Source organism: Planktothricoides raciborskii GIHE-MW2 (assembly GCF_040564635.1).
In the GTDB taxonomy this organism is placed as follows: domain Bacteria; phylum Cyanobacteriota; class Cyanobacteriia; order Cyanobacteriales; family Laspinemataceae; genus Planktothricoides; species Planktothricoides raciborskii.
In genome coordinates this window covers 177,115-195,039 of the sequence record NZ_CP159837.1, presented here as the reverse complement: position 1 = coordinate 195,039, position 17,925 = coordinate 177,115, and the positions used below count along the sequence as shown (strand labels likewise).

At 45.8% G+C, this 17,925-nt stretch carries 17 protein-coding genes and 2 pseudogenes; 9 read left to right on the top strand and 10 right to left on the bottom strand.

The window, feature by feature from the left end; translation table 11 throughout:
- Positions 1-278: 278 nt before the first annotated feature.
- Positions 279-503 (bottom strand): hypothetical protein, encoded by a 225-nt coding sequence (locus ABWT76_RS00700; protein ID WP_190883002.1) that lies wholly within the window; start codon positions 501-503, stop codon positions 279-281.
- A gap of 56 nt (positions 504-559) precedes the next feature.
- On the opposite strand from ABWT76_RS00700, the gene ABWT76_RS00695 reads away from it, so the two are divergent.
- The 3 genes from ABWT76_RS00695 to ABWT76_RS00685 all read left to right on the top strand — a co-directional run bounded on the left by ABWT76_RS00695 (position 560) and on the right by ABWT76_RS00685 (position 2,131).
- The gene (locus ABWT76_RS00695; protein ID WP_054467787.1) at positions 560-1,327 is read left to right on the top strand and encodes an HpsJ family protein; all 768 of its coding nucleotides are present in this window, start codon (positions 560-562) and stop codon (positions 1,325-1,327) included.
- Positions 1,328-1,754: 427 nt separating this feature from the next.
- The gene (locus tag ABWT76_RS00690) at positions 1,755-1,973 is read left to right on the top strand and encodes a hypothetical protein (protein WP_054467789.1); all 219 of its coding nucleotides are present in this window, start codon (positions 1,755-1,757) and stop codon (positions 1,971-1,973) included.
- A gap of 2 nt (positions 1,974-1,975) precedes the next feature.
- Complete coding sequence (locus ABWT76_RS00685; protein WP_354635481.1) at positions 1,976-2,131, top strand: hypothetical protein; 156 nt, start codon at positions 1,976-1,978, stop codon at positions 2,129-2,131.
- A 440-nt stretch (positions 2,132-2,571) separates the two neighbouring features.
- On the opposite strand, the pseudogene ABWT76_RS00680 reads toward ABWT76_RS00685, so the two are convergent.
- The 4 genes and pseudogenes from ABWT76_RS00680 to ABWT76_RS00665 form a co-directional block, all read right to left on the bottom strand.
- A pseudogene (locus ABWT76_RS00680) lies at positions 2,572-3,953 on the bottom strand (IS4 family transposase).
- Positions 3,954-4,254: 301 nt separating this feature from the next.
- Complete coding sequence (locus ABWT76_RS00675; protein WP_156331879.1) at positions 4,255-4,422, bottom strand: hypothetical protein; 168 nt, start codon at positions 4,420-4,422, stop codon at positions 4,255-4,257.
- A 312-nt stretch (positions 4,423-4,734) separates the two neighbouring features.
- A pseudogene (gene rppA / locus ABWT76_RS00670) lies at positions 4,735-5,503 on the bottom strand (two-component system response regulator RppA).
- Between the two features lie 98 nt (positions 5,504-5,601).
- On the bottom strand, positions 5,602-6,933 hold the full coding sequence (locus ABWT76_RS00665) for a hemolysin family protein (RefSeq protein ID WP_054467791.1): 1,332 nt from the start codon (positions 6,931-6,933) through the stop codon (positions 5,602-5,604).
- Positions 6,934-7,075: 142 nt separating this feature from the next.
- Here ABWT76_RS00665 and ABWT76_RS00660 point away from each other — a divergent pair, with 142 nt between their 5' ends.
- The 4 genes from ABWT76_RS00660 (at position 7,076) to ABWT76_RS00645 (ending at position 8,751) form a co-directional block, all read left to right on the top strand.
- A complete protein-coding gene (locus ABWT76_RS00660) occupies positions 7,076-7,327 on the top strand; it encodes a hypothetical protein (RefSeq protein WP_242049948.1) in 252 nt (83 codons plus the stop codon).
- A gap of 12 nt (positions 7,328-7,339) precedes the next feature.
- Positions 7,340-7,552, top strand: a complete 213-nt coding sequence (locus ABWT76_RS00655; RefSeq protein ID WP_231636850.1) for a hypothetical protein — start codon at positions 7,340-7,342, stop codon at positions 7,550-7,552.
- A 264-nt stretch (positions 7,553-7,816) separates the two neighbouring features.
- A complete protein-coding gene (rsfS, locus tag ABWT76_RS00650) occupies positions 7,817-8,254 on the top strand; it encodes a ribosome silencing factor (protein ID WP_082348940.1) in 438 nt (145 codons plus the stop codon).
- Positions 8,251-8,751: a CGLD27 family protein gene (locus ABWT76_RS00645; RefSeq protein ID WP_054467793.1), complete on the top strand. Its 501-nt coding sequence runs from the start codon at positions 8,251-8,253 to the stop codon at positions 8,749-8,751. The genes rsfS and ABWT76_RS00645 overlap by 4 nt, the downstream gene beginning before the upstream one ends.
- An 83-nt stretch (positions 8,752-8,834) precedes the next feature.
- Here the strand turns inward: ABWT76_RS00645 and ABWT76_RS00640 are convergent, their stop codons facing one another.
- Positions 8,835-9,728, bottom strand: coding sequence for a tetratricopeptide repeat protein (locus tag ABWT76_RS00640; protein WP_054467795.1), 894 nt, complete (start codon positions 9,726-9,728; stop codon positions 8,835-8,837).
- Positions 9,729-9,828: 100 nt separating this feature from the next.
- The gene (locus ABWT76_RS00635; protein ID WP_054467797.1) at positions 9,829-10,863 is read right to left on the bottom strand and encodes a tetratricopeptide repeat protein; all 1,035 of its coding nucleotides are present in this window, start codon (positions 10,861-10,863) and stop codon (positions 9,829-9,831) included.
- Between the two features lie 461 nt (positions 10,864-11,324).
- Here ABWT76_RS00635 and ABWT76_RS00630 point away from each other — a divergent pair, with 461 nt between their 5' ends.
- On the top strand, positions 11,325-12,731 hold the full coding sequence (locus tag ABWT76_RS00630; protein WP_054467799.1) for an aspartate ammonia-lyase: 1,407 nt from the start codon (positions 11,325-11,327) through the stop codon (positions 12,729-12,731).
- Between the two features lie 130 nt (positions 12,732-12,861).
- Entirely contained in the window at positions 12,862-13,182 is a 321-nt protein-coding gene (locus tag ABWT76_RS00625) for a hypothetical protein (protein ID WP_054467800.1), read from the top strand.
- Between the two features lie 234 nt (positions 13,183-13,416).
- Here the strand turns inward: ABWT76_RS00625 and ABWT76_RS00620 are convergent, their stop codons facing one another.
- From ABWT76_RS00620 to mnmG, 3 genes are all read right to left on the bottom strand, one after another.
- Complete coding sequence (locus ABWT76_RS00620; protein ID WP_054467802.1) at positions 13,417-13,992, bottom strand: TIGR04376 family protein; 576 nt, start codon at positions 13,990-13,992, stop codon at positions 13,417-13,419.
- Positions 13,993-14,131: 139 nt separating this feature from the next.
- Entirely contained in the window at positions 14,132-15,421 is a 1,290-nt protein-coding gene (locus ABWT76_RS00615) for a hypothetical protein (RefSeq protein WP_054467804.1), read from the bottom strand.
- A 296-nt stretch (positions 15,422-15,717) separates the two neighbouring features.
- On the bottom strand, positions 15,718-17,625 hold the full coding sequence (mnmG, locus tag ABWT76_RS00610) for a tRNA uridine-5-carboxymethylaminomethyl(34) synthesis enzyme MnmG (protein WP_054467806.1): 1,908 nt from the start codon (positions 17,623-17,625) through the stop codon (positions 15,718-15,720).
- Positions 17,626-17,925 lie beyond the last annotated feature (300 nt).

Below are 17,925 nucleotides of genomic sequence, written 5' to 3'. Positions count from 1 at the left end.
CTGGGCATTCTCATATTTGATTGTTTTTTCTGAAGCATTTTTCTTTGAGCAGATTTTGATGCAAAATCCGTAAAATTTCGTAGAAATTTTTCTTAATTTAGTCAATTTTTACAAAATTCGGTTCAACTTCTCTGTAAATATACAGAGATACTAAATCGGAATTTGTATCGACCCTACTCCGTCAGCCTAGTAGACCGACACATCTAATTTGGTGTATTAGAATTTGTCCAATCTCTGAATGTCATTCCCGCGAAGGCGAGAATCCATAATCGACCATTTTAGCTGTGTCGGTCTACTATTCGGTTGATGGTTGATGGCTGATGGCTGATGGCTGATGGTTGATGGTTGATGGTTGATGGCTGATGGCTGATGGCTGATGGCTGATGGCTGATGGCTGATGGCTGATGGCTGATGGCTGATGGCTGATGGCTGATGGCTGATGGCTGATGGCTGATGGTTGATGGCTGATGGTTGATGGCTGATGGCTGATGGGCGGCTGACACGCAGAAGATATACTGAGAGATATTTTAGACCATCAATACCTCAGAGTCTATTACTGATGAAAGCAAGAACACCTCTTCCGATTACCCTACAAGCCGCCCGATTTCTCAAATTGGCAGGGATGGCCATGATTCTTATTTCTTTGCTGGACTTTATATTATTGCCAATTCCGATAAGTTCTGGGGTTGAGTGGTCACTCAAGATCACCACCGAAATGGTCGATCGAGGAATTGTCCCCATGTTGGGAATGGCTTTAGTTTTTAGCGGCTATGCCTTTGAAAATCTAGGGAGTAGTAGCGAGATAAAGCCCAAACCGGGTATTGATTTAAAATTTTGGGTATTTTTAATTTCTACTATTTTAGGGTTGGTGTTTCTGGCAATTGCTCCCATTCATATGAGTAATGTAGTTAAAGCCAGAAATCAAACTATTGAGCAAATCAACAAAGAAGCCAAAGATGCCAAACAACAATTAGAAATTAGGCTGGCAGAACAGGCCACTCAACTGCGAGATTTATTAGCCACTCAGCCGGACTTAGATAATTATGTCAAGCAAGGCAATTTAAGTGCTGATGAATTAGCCAGATTACAAAAGTTTAAAGATGATCCTAATGCCTTTAAAATCCAAATGGCTACAGTTCGAGCTAATTTAGAAAAACAGATAGAAGACCGAAAAAAAGCCTCAGAAGAGCGATCAAAAGTTGGGACTTTAAAATCTCTATGGCGAGTGGGAATTAGTTGTTTACTCTTAGCCAGTTGTTATTTAACAATTGGGTGGACTGGATTTAAAGGCGGATGGCGACCAAAAAAAGTCCGTCCGCCAAAATAATAGTATATATAGCGTCGCTCGAATATATGAGGTACATCCGACAACCTGTCAGTTGAAAACGGGAATCCAGAAATAGTACCTCAACGAAAAGAAAACGGCTATATCATCGATGCCAAGTATTTTTGTCCCAAACGATTTTAATCGGTATCTGTTAGGCTGGTCAAATTATATCTATGAGTTGATAATTTTGTCTACTTATTCAACAAACCAGCATACGGCAAAAATGGGCAAATTATATTATATAATCCGATAATTTTGTTGATTGATATAATATCTTTGCCCATATAATCTAGTTTTATTTTTGGCAAATTTATTTGGTTTAATTGAATAATGGTGGGCAGCGGATGGTTAATAGATAACGGATGGTTAATAGATAACGGATGGTTTTTAGGATGATGGCGATCGGGAAATATATCTGCTAAATGCCGTGAAAAAATTACAAATATTTACCATAATATCGTTGGAAGGAACGCTATCAGTTAGCGATCGCCTGCGTTTCGCCCCTATGATTTTAAAATATCTCAGTCACCAAAACATGGCGGTACTTGATGAAAGTAATACTTGGACTGAACAATATCAGCTTGACATAACCGCATTTTCCTTACAATATGCCGCTAATTTATTTGCCGATAATGAGGAGATTTAACAGTGTCTTTTAATCCTGGTGATGTCGTCACAGTGGAATTTCCTGGAGTCCAAGAAATTAAACGTCGTCCTGCTGTGGTTTTATCCTCTAGCACCTATCATGCAACTCTCCATAGTGGAAACGATCGCAACTCAAACCAAGGGACTGGGTGTCACTGATGATGTCATTCAAGATTGGTCAGCAGTTTACTGATTCCATCTGTATTTCTTAGCGTCATTGTCACATTACCTCCTGCTGCGAATTTAATCCTGATTGGTCATATTTGAGAACGTGATTGGAAAGCTGTCTGTGAATGTGTAAGAATATCTCTTGCTGAGTAAAGTCCGGGTGCCAATCGCCCGTGGCACAGCGATTCCCTATTTGTTATACAGCGATCGCATATTTTTATTGGGGAGTTACGATTACCAATGTTATTCAATACCCCCAACTCCCCCTTAAAAATGGAGGCTCTGGAGAGGGGCGATCTCATACAGCGCTTGGCGATGTAATAAGGTACATTAAGCCTGCCCCCGCGCCAGCGGGGGATACCCCCTAGCCCCCCTTAAAAGGGCTTATCCTTACTCACATATTTCTTAACATAATTATGCTTGACATCCGCTTAAGTAATCCCATAAAGTAGCTTCCATGTACTCGCAATGTCATCAAGTCGTCGTAGACCCAACCAAATCGTTTTAACGCCCGGTTCACCATCGTCCTTGCGTCCTAAAAAACCACCCAACTTCGCAATCCAACGAACACATTGATTCAAAGTGGGCGGGGTTTCAGGGGGTATAGGGGTTGAGTTTACATAACAGTACAGAGCTTTCCACTCATAGCTCTGAAACACTGTGTCAGCCAGAGCCGACTGATTGTAACGAGCTTCTAATGTTAGCCACAACAAGCGCCAAGCCACTATGCTATAAGTGGCCAAGGCTCGTTCAATTCGGTCAGCAGTTTCTAGCTGTAGTTGCTCAAGACGACAGCCGCTTTTGAGGACATAATGATATCGTTCAATTAACCATCGATCAGAGTACCAGCGCAAACACTGCAAGGCATCCGTCAAACCAGTAATGGGCAAAGTGGTTAATAATAACCAACTGACTGGCTTGACACCAGTTGGGGGATTTTCTTCCCTGGCCTGAATGACTTGGATTGTCATCGGTGATAATTGTTGATAGTTAGGGTGTCCTAAAGGGGGCTGAATTTCTACAGAAGTAGCCCGAATGGTCAAAATGGCCTGACGAGGCTCTTTGTCTGCCTGGGGGTGAATTTCAATGGTTATTTGTCCCATTTCCGGACACTGATGCAGCCGGTCTAACAATCGCTGACCCTTCGGCGCACTAGGTTCCAGGGATGACACGGCGCGATTATGGGACGCCCTAATCAGTAGATGAGAATTGACGCTTCTCGGGGTAATCAATAAATCATAGATGTCGGCTTCGCGGTCGGCCACAGTCACCACTGTAGTTGCAAGGGGGATCGCCGTCTGGGTTTCAGCCAAGGCGGTAATCCATCGTTGGCTTTCTTTTTCTTGAATATTTTTTTTGTGTCGAAGATGTTTTTTGCCTAAATCTTGATCCTCTCTCACCCAAACTTGCTGGTTTAATAGACCTAATGGCACTCCCGAACTGCTGACACAGCTGATGTAGAATGTACTTTTAACCCCCGACTCTTGGATGAGTCCAAATAGCCCATTCCTTTTTTGCCCGGATGATGGGTGAAGTTGAGTTCTGTAGTATCTTGAACCGCTAAAACAACCTGCTGTTGTTCGACTCGGTAGATGGTACTACATTGATGTGCTTTTCTAATATCATCTGCTTTCACTCTGGGATTCCCCCAAAAATCGTATGCTCCTTGAGTGGCTGCCCAATTTCCCGAGGCTTGTGGGACGCTGCTATTCGGTTGGGCGACTAAATCGGACACAATCTTGACCAATCGCCGATTCCGACGGGCATCACCCAAGTCCGCATATTGAAGTTCCTCTTTTGCCCAAGAATCCATACTTTATCCTCAATTTTTCAGAGCTTCAATTCCGGCACAATTGCCGGAATTGAAGCGCGAGTGGTAGAGATTTATCCCCGCTTTGGACTTATAGTTTAGCCAGATTTGGTTGAGCGCGGGATTCTCACCACCCTAAATATGTGTTAAGTTTCGTAACCACGCTCAACCCCAGGCAGGCTATGCTTTCTCGATTGTTAAGAAATATGTGAGTAAGGCATAGCTTAAAAGGGGGGGGGACAAAGCCGATGGCGGGCCGAAAGCTGCAGGCGATCGAAGGGGGCTAGGGGGGATATAACGTACCTCATAATATCGAAAAGTGCTGTAATTCTGCTAAAGTCGCATCGGGATATTCAGCGATTAATGCTCGGACTGTTTCTTCCGCATCACTCAACTGACTGAATCGAGGTTTACCCCTTTTTTTGGGAAGCACATTTCCTTCGGTTCGTTGTTGCTTAACTATTTTTTGCACAAAATACTAAGCAAATATTTGGGCTACTTTTCTGATTGATATTTTTTGGGTCAAGTGCGCTTCTACTATTTTTGAGCGGAGGTCAACGGAATACGATTTCATCAGATTTCACGATTATCTGTTTTTCACTTCCTCTTGATTGGACCTCATAATATCGCCAAGTGCTGTATCGCCTGGGCAATGGCTAACCCTATCCAGTGCCACCAGTTTGGCGAGAGCGATTCCCTCGCCTGAGCTTTCGCGCGATCGCTATCGACGCGATAAAACCGCTCAAAAATCCGGCTTTGTTGATCTAATGGCTACTCATGGTTTTCATGGTTTCAAAGTAAAGCGATAGCCTTGACCGGCAACGGTTTCGATTCCCTCGCCTGAGCTTTCGCGCGATCGGGCAATCACAATGATAGCTGGCGAATTTCCGCCGCAACAGTCGCATTTGGGCGGCGACAACATTACTAATGGGTTCTTCATCGATATCTCAAAGTTGCTGGCGAATTTTGCTGCCGGAAATAATTCGACTGGGATTTTGCATCAAATAGGCAAGTACCTGAAATTCTTTGATGGTTAAAGGAACGATCGCGAGCGGTCGTTCGCCTCGTTGAACCAATAACTGATTGTTCCCATGATCGAGGGTAAACCATCCCACCGTCAAGGTTAGAGGTTGTAGCTGGGGCGATCGCGCGTTGCTCAGGCGAGGGAATCGCCGCAATCGTGGCCGCAATCGTGCCAGCAATTCTTCGATCACAAAGGGTTTGACTAAATAGTCATCGGCTCCCGCATCTAACCCCGCTACCCGATTTTCCGGCTGTCCCAATGCGGTCAACATCAGCACGGGTAAAGGATTTTTATGCAATCTGAGTCTTTGACACAACTCAATACCCGATAACCCTGGAAGCAGCCAATCCACGTTCGCGAAGCGTTGCGGATGCAATATCGCCACGGTGTAATCTGTTCATTGGCTTTCGATGCAGTCCCATGCCCGAGCACCATCGGTCAGCCAATCCACCACATATTTCTCCTCCATCAGAACTTGCTTAATTGCCAGTCCTAAATCTGTCTCATCTTCCACCAGTAAAATTCGCATCGATTCACGGAAATCAACCACGGGGTTGATTTTATCCAAACATTGGCCATTTCATCTGAATTTCATTTCAGCCACACCGACAATTCGCCGAAATCCATTTAATCAGAATGATTTTCTGGAATCGCATTCTCCGAAACACATCGCATCACTAAAACCTTATCCACCCTTGTACCGTCCATATCCACCACTTCAAAGCGGAGTCCACTCCACTGAAAATATTCACCGGATTGGGGAATATATCCCAGGAAATGCATCACAAACCCACCAAGGGTGTGGAAACTGCCCGTTGTTTCGTCGGGCAATGACTCTTTTTCCAGCAGGTCTTTCAAATCATGGATGTCAAGAGAACCATCGAGTAACCAGGAACCATCCTCCCGTTGAATAATCAGAGGTTCTTCTTGGTCTTCTAGGGAAGGCAAATCACCAACGATCGCTTCCATCAAATCATTTAGAGTCACCAAGCCTTCAACTCCACCATATTCATCTGTCACCATCGCAATATGAACCCCGGTTTTCTTGAACTGTTCTATGACAGAAAGCGCACGGGCGCTTTCTGTCACATATAGAGGTGGTTGAATGATCTCTTCCAGGCTGAGGGCTTGACCAGATAATTGGGCAGTTAACAAATGACTGCCACGGATGACTCCAATACATTCATCTAAACTACCCCGCCCAACGGGAAAGCGAGAGTGGTTGCTGGCGATTACTTCTTGTAAATTTTCCTCTAAAGAGGATTCAATATCTAACCAGTCAATTTCAGTTCGAGGCGTCATTATTGCTTTGATGGGGCGATCGCCCAGGCGAAAAACTCGCTCCACCATCTCATGCTCTGCTGGCTCAAATACCCCAGAGTCGGCACCTTGGCGAATCAATACTTTAATTTCTTCCTCGGTAATATTGGGCTCGTCTGAAGCTTTAATCCCCAGTAGGTTGAGCAAGGCATCCGTTGAAACACCCAAAATATGCACAAGCGGTGCGGTCAAACGGGAAAGAAGCCGCATCGGTGGGGCAACCATACAGGCAATTTGTTCTGGATTATTGAGGGAAATCCGTTTTGGCACCAATTCCCCAATTACCAGCGAAAGATAAGTGATAATTGTCACCACGATGACAACGCTGATTCCCTCGCTGTATGGTTGCAAAATAGGAATGCTCTCAAATAGGGGTTTTAAGCGTTGAGCGATCGTGGCACCGCCCACCGCGCCACTTAGAATGCCAATCAAAGTAATCCCAATTTGCACCGTTGAGAGAAAATCATTGGGGGAATTGGCCAGTTTCAGGGCAACTTGTGCCTTACGGTTGCCTCGGTCTGCTAATTGCTCTAAGCGGACTTTGCGGGCAGAAACGACTGCAATCTCTGAGCCTGAAAAAATCCCATTGGCAATGGTTAGCATCACAATTAGTAGAATTTCAAAGGCGATCGAAGACATGGTGAGCTATCTAAAATCAATAAATGAATGCCTCTAGCATAAAGGTTGATTTGTGGAAAAGACAAAATTCACATCACGCCAGAGATATTAACTACGAGATTGATTTTACTCACACCAAGGCTTTTTCACCGGGATTTCATCTGTGCTCTGGCAGACTAAGACCGATATCAACCTGGAGTCAGTGAACCATGGGTTACAACCAAAAAGCTTTTGTGGAGGCTTTCCCGATCACAATCTTCTTTCTTGTTATCTGTTCCCCAGGCGGGCGATGTGCCATATCGGTCATGGGGATGAGTTTCAGGCAACCGGGGGAATTGAGCGAGTGCAGGTTAACCCGAAAACCGCTCAAATGTTGGGCATTGTTGTTACACCGATCAACGCTACGACTGCTTAGGGCTCTGGAGTGATGATTACCTTTACTGCCTTAGTTGATGCGGACGGCAAGCAGTTTGTTTTTGTCCAATATGAGAATTTTTATGAGCCGTTGGAAGTGACAACGGGTGCAACCCAAGGGGAGTTGATTTCGGTGACTCAAGGGTTGTCGGTTGGGGAAAAGCTGGTGACTCAGGGCAGCTTATCCCTCAATGCGGAAGGAATTGAAATCGATGAACCATTATGACTAGAAATTGGGCGCTGTTAATGGCCACGGAAAAACAGTCACGCCCTAATTATTGAACCAAAAGAGGCAATTAAGGGGCGATTAAAGGGCGATCGCCGAGACTGCCTAAGAATTTGTTACGATAGTGTGTAAAACTTTTCAGTGTTCCGGCAGATTTAGGTTTGAAGTTGCCTAAAACTCTCACAAACAAAACGACATCAAGGCGTAGCAGCACGATTGAAAACATTTCTGTAAACCTGTGTAACATTATTAATGGAAGATTTCATGACAGAATATCCCCAAACGCAAGTTTCTCCCATCCACTCCGAGCAAAATAAAGGTTGGCGTGGCGGGAGACAGGAGCAAAGTCGCTTATTGGCTGAAACCATTGCCCGCGCTGCGGACGATCGCAAAGGCGGTGATATTGTCTTATTGCACGTCGCCGATGTTTCTTATCTGGCTGAGTATTTTGTGATTGTCACCGGGTTTTCCCGAGTCCAAGTCCGGGCGATCGCCGACGCGATTAAACACAGCGCCGCTGAAGAATGCGTCCGTGAACCGTTGCGTCAAGAAGGACAAGATAGCGGCAATTGGCTAGTGCAGGATTACGGGGATGTGATCGTGCATATTTTTATGCCCAAAGAACGAGAATACTACAATTTAGAGGCGTTCTGGAGTCACGCGGAACGAGTTCCTTTTGCCACGGGAGCGATCGCACCATGAGGGATGCAGGGTTGTCTACCTGTCCAGTGCCACTGGAACAGCAGCCGATTAATGAATATGAACAGCTAAAAGAGTCATGGTTTTTTGGCTGGACGGCTCAAGGTTGGCTGGTTTATCTGCGGAAACTAGCCTGGGTTTGGGGGATTAGCTGGTTCGTCACCGGGCCTGTGTCGGCGGCGAGTTTCCCTCCCGGCAAATATCCGGTGCCATTTTTCCTCGGTGGCGCCGCTGGGGCGATGTTCTTTGTGGCTTTGGTGCTGCTGCGGCTTTATTTAGGCTGGAAATATGTGAGCGATCGCCTGCAAAGTGCCACCATCACCTATGAGGAATCCGGTTGGTATGATGGTCAATCTTGGACGAAAACTTCAGAAATTTTGACTCGCGATCAGTTGATTGTGAGTTATCAGATTCAGCCGATATTAAAAAGACTGCAACAAAGTTTCCTGGCGATCGCTATCTGGTTTCTTGGCACAGCAATCTTATGGTATTTCTTATAACTGAAAGGCTTTTTTAGCCCCCATAAATCAACCCCTGGCTTGCTTAAAAAAGCCGGGGGTTTGTTATGTCTAGAGCGATGGGATTAATCGTTATTTGAATTCATTAAAGCATGAAACCTGCGATCGTCCCGAATTTTGGCAAATTTGGGTTCTTTCGCCGCCTGAGTTTGGTAGAAATCAAAGTCAAGAGATAGACTATTTTGTAAAAATTCCACCACGTGATCGATATAATCGGCAATACTTTCGTCACTAGCGTAACAGCAGGCAATTTGATAGTGAACTTTGGGATCGTGAGGTTTGATCCCGCTGGCTTTTTTCAAGCAGGCGATCGCCTGGGGGTAGTCCTGGATCTCTTGCCAAGTTAAACCGAGACGATACCATGCCCAGTAATCATCCCCCCTAATATCTAACGCTTTACGGTAGCTCTTAGTGGCTTCTTGATAACGTTTAGCGTGGCGGAGCACTTCGGCGCGACGATACCAAGCCCAATAATCATCGGGTTTAATGTCCAACGCTTTGTCATAGCTGGCGATCGCTTCTTCGGGACAACTCAGGTCGTCTAAAACGTTACCCCGCTGATACCAAGCCCAATAATCATTCGGTCGTAACTCTAAAGCCCGATCATAACTGGCGATCGCCTCGTGACTCCGTTTCAGATCGCTCAAGGCATTGCCGCGATGATACCAAGCCCAGTAATCATTCGGTCGTAACTCTAAAGCCCGATCATAACTGGCGATCGCCTCTGAGTAGCGCTTTAAATCTGCCAACACATTGCCGCGATAATACCAAGCCCAATAATCATTCGGTCGTAACTCTAAAGCCCGGTCATAACTGGCAAGGGCTTCTGAGTATCGTCTCCCATGACGCAGCACTGTAGCCCGTTGATACCAGTCTAAATAATCGTGAGCGGTTTGGGTCAATTCTAATCGCTCAGTTGCTTCACTTTTTAATGATGATCCTGCTGGATTTAGGTTCATACTCAACCTCCCAAAACATGGAGGATATTTTTAAACTGAGTATAGAACTGACATCAAAGTTCATTTAGTTCTTAATGAGCAGATACTCAATTACCGCAATTCATTTGTTGGCTTCACGGTCGCTCAATTTCACCGATTGAATTTCGCTGGCTTGAGCAAAACTTAACTGGGCTTCTTCCTCACGACCTAATTGCTGGAGAACCTCCCCCCGTTCTTCCCAGATCCAACTGGCCAAAGATTGTAATTCTGGCCACTGATACCAATCCGGTTGCAAACTAATTGCTTTGTTATAAATCGACAGGGCATCTTCATAGCAGCCCATATCCTTGAGCACATTTGCCAATTGATACCAAGTCCAGTAATTATCTGGGTTGAGTTCAATTGAATGTTCATAACATTCTGCCGCCGCTTCGTAATCTTCCAGATCCACCAAAGTCAACCCTCGGTCATACCAGCAGATCGGATCGAGGCAATTGATTTCCAAGGAGCGATCGTAACAAGCGAGGGCTTCATGGCTTTCACCGAGGATATCCAGCAATTTCCCCAGAAGGTGCCAACATTCAGCATCTCCGGGTTTGAGGGCGATCGCCTGTTCTAAGTATTGCTGGGCTTCTGGGTATGAACCCGCCTGATAGAGGGTTTGTCCTAGGCGATACAACGCCCAATAATCTCGGTTATTTCGGCAGTTCAGGGCTTGGCGATAGTTTTCGGCGGCCTCATCATAGCGATCGCACTCTCTCAAGGTTTCTGCCCGACGATACCACGCCCAATAGTCATCGGGTTTCGCTTCCAAGGCTCGATCAAAACAGGCGATCGCCTCCGAGTAAAACCCCTGCTGTTGCATCACACAAGCTTTTTGATACCAACACCAGTAGTCCCCAGGTCTAGTCTTCAGGGCATTCTCAAAACAAGCGATCGCCTCTGCATAGCAGCCCAAAGTATCAAACACCTGACCCCGTTGATACCAAGCCCAATAATCGTTCGGTTGGTACTCCAGGGCTTTATTGTAACTATCCAAAGCTTCCCAGTATTTCCCCAGATCCCGCAAAGCATTGCCTTGCTGATACCACTGCCAATAACTATCAGGTCTGCACTCAAAGGTTTTATGGTAGATAGAAAATTTATTTGCTCTCATAAAAATATCTCCCAGAAAGTTTTTGATTTTGAATCCTTCTACATAAGCATACTCCTGATAATCTCGTTTATTACTGTCAAATTTCCTTGATTTTCAGGCCAAAAATGTAAATTCAACACCGGATTACATCCTCTAAGTGATACTATGCAAGCTGTGATTGCGGCTTTTTTGTCACAAAATCCAGACCAACCTGCGGTGACTGTTCAGTTTTTATCTAGTAACCGCTCAGATGAGTCAGCAAGTTAAATGCTAAAAACACCATTGTTGACCATCTGAAATTTATCCCTTTTCTTTTGTGACTAAAGGTTATCGCCTCGATCGCTTTTGTCTAAACTCGATCGCTAAATACATATATTTTAACTATTTATGCCCCAAAATCTTGATTCAAGAATCGGGGATCAAAGATCGTGGTTCGGCAAAGTTAAAGCGTAAAAATTTGTAAACTAAAATGTAAAATTTTGATGACAAAAGATTCTGAATATCGGCTCGAAAGAGACTCAATGGGGTCTAGAGAAATTCCCGCCCATGTCTATTATGGCATTCAAACACTCCGGGCGATTGAAAATTTTCCCATCAGTGGACTCAAGCCCTTATCCACTTATGTAGATGCCTGCTTACTGATTAAAAAAGCAACCGCTAAAGCCAATGGAGAACTTAACTGTATCTCCCCGGAAATTGCCACAGCAATTATTCAAGCCGTGGACGAAATTCTCCAAGGAAAACTGCGGGATCAATTTGTGGTGGATGTTTACCAAGCAGGCGCCGGAACCTCCCATCACATGAATATTAATGAAGTATTGGCCAATCGCGCCCTAGAAATTTTGGGGGATACCAAGGGCAACTACCAACGAGTCAGCCCTAACGATCATGTTAATTATGGTCAATCTACCAATGATGTGATCCCTACGGCGATTCGCATTGGCGGGCTATTAGCCCTGGAACACAGCCTGTATCCCGCTTTGGCAGAGGCGATCGCCACCCTGGAGAAAAAAGCCGAGGAATTTCAAGATATCGTCAAATCCGGCAGAACCCACAACCAAGACGCCGTACCCGTCCGACTGGGGGAAGGGTTCCGGGCTTGGGCGTATATTCTCACCGACCACCTCAACCGGATCAAAAAAGCTGAGGAAGATTTAACGATCTTAGGCATTGGCGGCAGCGCCACCGGGACAGGATTAAATACCCATCCCCAATATCGCTATCGGGTGACAGAAATTCTCTCCGAACTAATCGGCAAACCCTTGCAACCGGCGCCAAACATGATGGCTGCTATGCAAAGTATGTCCCCGTTTGTGAATGTCTCTGGTTGCTTGCGGAATTTAGCCACCGACTGCATTAAAATTTCCCATGATTTGCGGTTAATGGACTCCGGGCCAAAAACCGGCCTCAAGGAAATCCAACTGCCCCCAGTACAACCCGGTTCCTCGATTATGCCCGGAAAATATAATCCGGTCATGGCGGAAATGACTTCAATGGTCTGTTTTCAAGTCATGGGATATGACAGCGCGATCGCCCTAGCCTCCCAAGCTGGACAACTAGAACTCAACGTAATGATGCCCTTAATTGCCTATAATCTAATTCACAGCATTGAACTGATGGGCAATACCTTGGCCGCCCTAACTCAGCGAGGTCTAGCAGGAATCACCGCCAACCGCGATCGGTGTCTAGCCTACGCCGAAGGCAGTTTATCCTTAGTCACAGCACTAAACACTCATATCGGTTATCTCAACGCCGCTGCTGTTGCCAAAGAATCCCTAGAAACTGGCAAATCCTTGCGACAAATTGTCCTGGAAAAACAATTAATGAGTGAAGCAGAATTAGCCAAGGTTTTAGACTTAGAAAAAATGAGTGCGATGCCTAAAAGTTAACATTTATTAGTTTTTTGTTATTGGTTATTGGTCATGATTTATTGGTTGCTTGACATCACCCAAAAAGTAATAACCAACAACCAATAACCAATAACCAATAACCACCAAAAAAAATTAGGAGTCAATCATTATGGTTCGAGGTTCTTTTGCCACCATGCAGGCGGAAAATAGCACCGAAGTCACCTTTTATTATGTGGATGGACAATCTGATTCTTATAAAATTCCCATTCCCCCCCAACAATTTCAACAACAAATCGCCAAATTTTTACAAAAACCTTGGTTTATTTTCCATCTCTTCGATCAAACCGTAATGATCGCCAATTCTAGAGTGATTAAAATAGAAATCAAACCCAGTATTTCTCAAATTCAAGGAGAAGGGGTCTTTGCCGGGGCGGAAAAGATTACCTCAATGCAACGCGGTGCGACCGGCAGATTAGGAGTCAGAGAATAATTAGAAAATAGCAGGGTGGCGGGGGGATGAGGGGAGAGTGAATAGTGAAAGGGAGGATGCATAGGAAAGAGGATGCATAGGAAAGAGGATGCATAGGAAAGAGGAAAGATATTCTCTCCTCTCTTTTCTCTCCTCTCTTTTCTCTCTTGGCCATTCGCCCCTACGACTTTTGTACGGGCGAATGGCCATTCGCCCCTACGACTTTTCACTTTCCCCCGCTCCCCACACCCTAATTTATCTGCCAATATTTCTTTTCATATGATCTAACTCCTGATCCATTTCCCAACGACGAAAAGTATCTTCTAAGGGGTCAGCGCTACTATTGTCATTAAATTTATAATTCTGAGTCCAAATCTTAGTATCGACGGTTGGTGAAGTGGTATCGCTAGTTGCTGCTTTTACTTCTGTGGCTTTTTTTTGCACTTCCAAACGTTGACCATGAATTTTACGATATAACTCTTTGCCTTTTTCGATTTGTTCTTTGGCGGCTTGCATTTTTCCCCAAAGTTGATTGCCCTGACGCAATAAATCCGCTTCCCGTTCTTGTGCCGCTTGAGCTAAATCTTGTCTGCCCGATGCTTTGGCTTTATTCACTCGTTCATGCCAGCGTTGAATATCTTGAGCCGTGGATAAAATTTGCTCTTGTAATTGTTTCTCTTTATTTTGGGCATCGCGAATTAATCGCAAAGTATCATCTTCTTGTTCTCGCAGTTGCTCCTCAATAGCTTGTAATTCCAGATGAGGATGATTGCGGAGAAATTCATCTAATTTGTCTTCAAAAAAACGACTGACATCATCAAACAAACTCATTATTTATAATTCCTTACTCAATGGTTGATGGTTGACCGTTGACCCTTGACCCTTGACCCTTGAACGTTGACGGTCAACCATCAACCATCAACAATCAACGGTCAACCATCAACAATCAACGGTCAACAAAAATAAATAGCTAAATGCTTTGTCCCACATAGATGGAACGCACTTCACCATTGCGGCGAATCACCGCTTCTTTGTTTTTGATTTCGCCGAGTGTCCAGCCACTAGACCCAATGCTTTCACCAATGTTGATGCGGCGGGATGCCCCATTGATTTCAAATAAGGCAACCGATCGCTCTCCCACTTGGATAATTCCCACCAAAGTATGAACCGCTGCGGCGGCTGATTCAGCGGGGGCAGCAGTGGGGGCTGATTCTGGTTGAGCGGTGGCAGCGGTTTCCGCTGGTTGTTCCGGCAGGGGTGGTGCGGCTTCCGGTTTGGGAAGGGATGCTACAGGTTGTTGCGGCGCAGCGGGTGCGGGTTTGGGCGCTTCTGCTTGGGGTTTAGGCGAGGGGCTGGGGGCTGGGCTGGGGGCTGGGGCGGCAGGGGCGGCGGGTTTCGCCCCTTGGGTGGCGGGTTTCGCCGCTTGGGTGGGGGCGGGAGCCGGTGCGGGTTTCGGCGCGGCGGCAGTGGTGGGCGCCCCTGGAGGATTTGCCGGGACTTTGACGGTTTGAGTGGGAGGGGCGCCGGTGAGGGTTAGTCTTTCCAGGGCGATCGCAATGCGGTTGAGTACCTCGGTTAAATTCCCGGAGTCTGGTTGGGCGGCGATCGTGGGATTAACTGTCACATTCACAGGCGGTGGTGACATCGGAATGGGTAGGTTTGCTTGATTTTGTGCCGCTGGTGGGGGTGTGGCAATGGTGGCTTTTGCGCCTTCTCTCTGAATGGTTGCCAGCGATCGCTGCATATACTCCATAAACTTAATATCAGCTTCGGCTTTAAGTTGTTCGGGAGTTTTTGGCACGACGCGATCGGTCGGTTGTGGGGTTTCTCCAGTCACCAGAACCCAAAAGCGCTGGAGATCCCCTCGGTTCCACAGCAGTAAACCAACCAAAATCACCAAAGACGCACAAGCCCCACCAAGCAAGAGTTTATCTAGTAACCGCCCAGATTTTTGCTTTTGGGTTTCGGTGGTTTCCGCTTCAGCGGTTTTCACCGGATGGGTTTCCGGTTGGGGGATGAGCATTTGCGGCAAAATAATTTGCGGCACCTGAATGGATTTTAACGAGACTGGATCCGGTGGGGGGGTGGTCTGGGTGGGCAGTCTTCCCCCGTCCAAAATATGCTCCATGTCGTCAAATAGCTCATCCATTAGGCGATCGGCATACGCATCTACGGAAAACGAGCCGCGTGGCTGGGGTTCCTTAAAGCCTACCACCGGCTCCTCAGAAGCCGGTTTGGTTGTGACATTTTGCTGAGACATAATTTCCTAAACCTGTGATGTGATATTGCCAGCTATATAAGCTATACAACGGTTATTGTCCTAATGAAGTACAGAGTTTTTCTGGATTCCCGCCTGCGCGGGAATGACAGGTTTTTTTGTACTTCATAACTATGACAATTGCTACCTTGATTCAGCTACAACCAGCGTCATCGATTATCGTATTATATCTGGGCTTTTGGTGACTGTTGACTGTTGACTGTTGATTGTTACTGGTTATTCGTTATTCGATTCAACCCCCAAACAACAAATAACCAATAACCAATAACCAATAAATTTTACCTCATCGCTAATTGACGTTTACTCACTTCTAAGTAAATCAGCAAAGCATCAATATCCGCTGGATTTACGCCCCCAATTCGGCAAGCTTGGCCAATGGTTAAGGGTTTGACTTTGGCCAGTTTTTCTCTGGCTTCTTTGGACAAAGTATTGATTTGAGCATAGTCTAAATCTGCGGGTAATTTGCGGTTAGCATTCCGACTAATTTGGTCGATTTGGTGTTGCTGCCTTTCAATATAACCAGAGTATTTAATGTCAATTTCTACTCCTTCTTTTTCCGCTTGATTTAGTTCTAGGTTCGCCAGTCCATAATTTTCAAATTTACTATAATGAAATCCCGGACGCAGCAGCAGTTCAGATAAGGTAATTGACCCTTTAATTTTCTGATTTGTGTCTGCAAAGATTGCTTTTCCTATTGCTTCATGTTCTTTGATTCGGGTCGTTTCTAGCCTTTCTTTCTCTGCGGCTATTTTAGCATATTTTTCCGTAAATAAACGATAGCGGCGATCGCAGATTAAGCCAATTTCTCGACCTAACGGGGTTAAGCGGCGATCGGCATTATCGGAACGCAATAATAACCGATATTCCGACCGACTGGTTAACATTCGATACGGTTCGCGTAATTCTTTGGTGCAGAGATCGTCAATTAATGTGCCAATATAACTTTGTTCGCGAGGGAAAATAATCATTTCCTGACCGCGCACTAACCGGGCGGCATTAATGCCCGCTACAAGTCCTTGGGCGGCGGCTTCTTCATAACCCGTCGTGCCATTAATTTGTCCGGCACAAAATAATCCCGAAACTTTCTTGGTCATCAAGGTGGGATAACATTGGGTGGCGGGTAAATAATCATATTCCACCGCATAAGCTGGACGCAACATGACACATTTTTCTAATCCGGGCAAACTCCGCAACATTTGTAGTTGCAAATTTTCCGGTAATCCCGTAGAAAATCCTTGGATATAAAGTTCGGGAATATCTCTCCCTTCCGGTTCAATAAAGATTTGATGACTTTCTTTATCCGCAAAGCGGACTATTTTATCTTCAATGCTGGGACAATAGCGCGGCCCTTTGGCATCCACCCAACCGCCATAAACCGGAGATAAGTGGATATTTTCTTTAATTAACCGATGAGTTTCCGCCGTGGTTCGAGTTAGATAACAGTTCATTTGTTCCCGTTCGACCCACACTTCCGGGTCAAAACTAAACCACCGCACATCTTCATCTCCCGGTTGCGGTTCCATTTTGCTATAGTCCACCGATCGCTTATCGACGCGGGCAGGAGTTCCGGTTTTTAGGCGATCGGTTTCAAAGCCTAATTTGTTCAAAGTTTCGGTTAGACCCACGGCAGCAAATTCTCCGGCCCGACCAGCGGCCATTGATTTATTTCCTACCCAAATTATTCCACCTAAAAAAGTGCCGGTGGTTAAGATTACGGCTTTGCAGGCAAAGGCGACACCAAAATAGGTTTTTACGCCGATAATTTCATCGTGATTATTCAGCACTAAGTCCGTGACCATGCCTTCGCGCAGAGATAAGTTTTCTTGGTTTTCTACGATTTTTCTCATCACGGCGGCATATTCCCGTTTGTCGGTTTGAGCCCGTAATGCCCAAACCGCAGGGCCACGAGAAGCATTGAGGACGCGCTTTTGCAAATAGGTGCGATCGGTCATTTTGCCAATTTCCCCACCGAGGGCATCAACCTCATGGGTCAACTGGGACTTAGCTGGGCCACCCACTGCCGGGTTGCAGGGTTGCCAAGCGATTTTATCTAAATTTAAGGTCAGCAGCAGGGTGCGACACCCCAGACGGGCGGTGGCTAAGGCCGCTTCACAACCGGAATGTCCCGCCCCCACCACTACGACATCAAAAGCGTCTTGAAAATCTACGGGCGTTTGCATGGTCATGGTTTAGGTCTTCGTTTGGATTCCTTATTAATGATAGCGGCTGTAGGATCTTGTAGGGGCGAAGCATTCGGGCAAAAAATTTATTGGTCAACACCCAGAATTAACTGCCCGAATGCGAAAGCCCTAAGTAGGTGGGCAGAAATAAATGCACCACAGACCAGATCAGAAGAAAAACTGTCATTCCCGCGAAGGCGGGAATCCACAGCCTATCGGCGGGGAACAAAAAGTGCAATTAATTATGTTCACCTACTTAATTCACGGCAAAGAATTTATTGGTCAACACCCAGAATTAACGGCCCC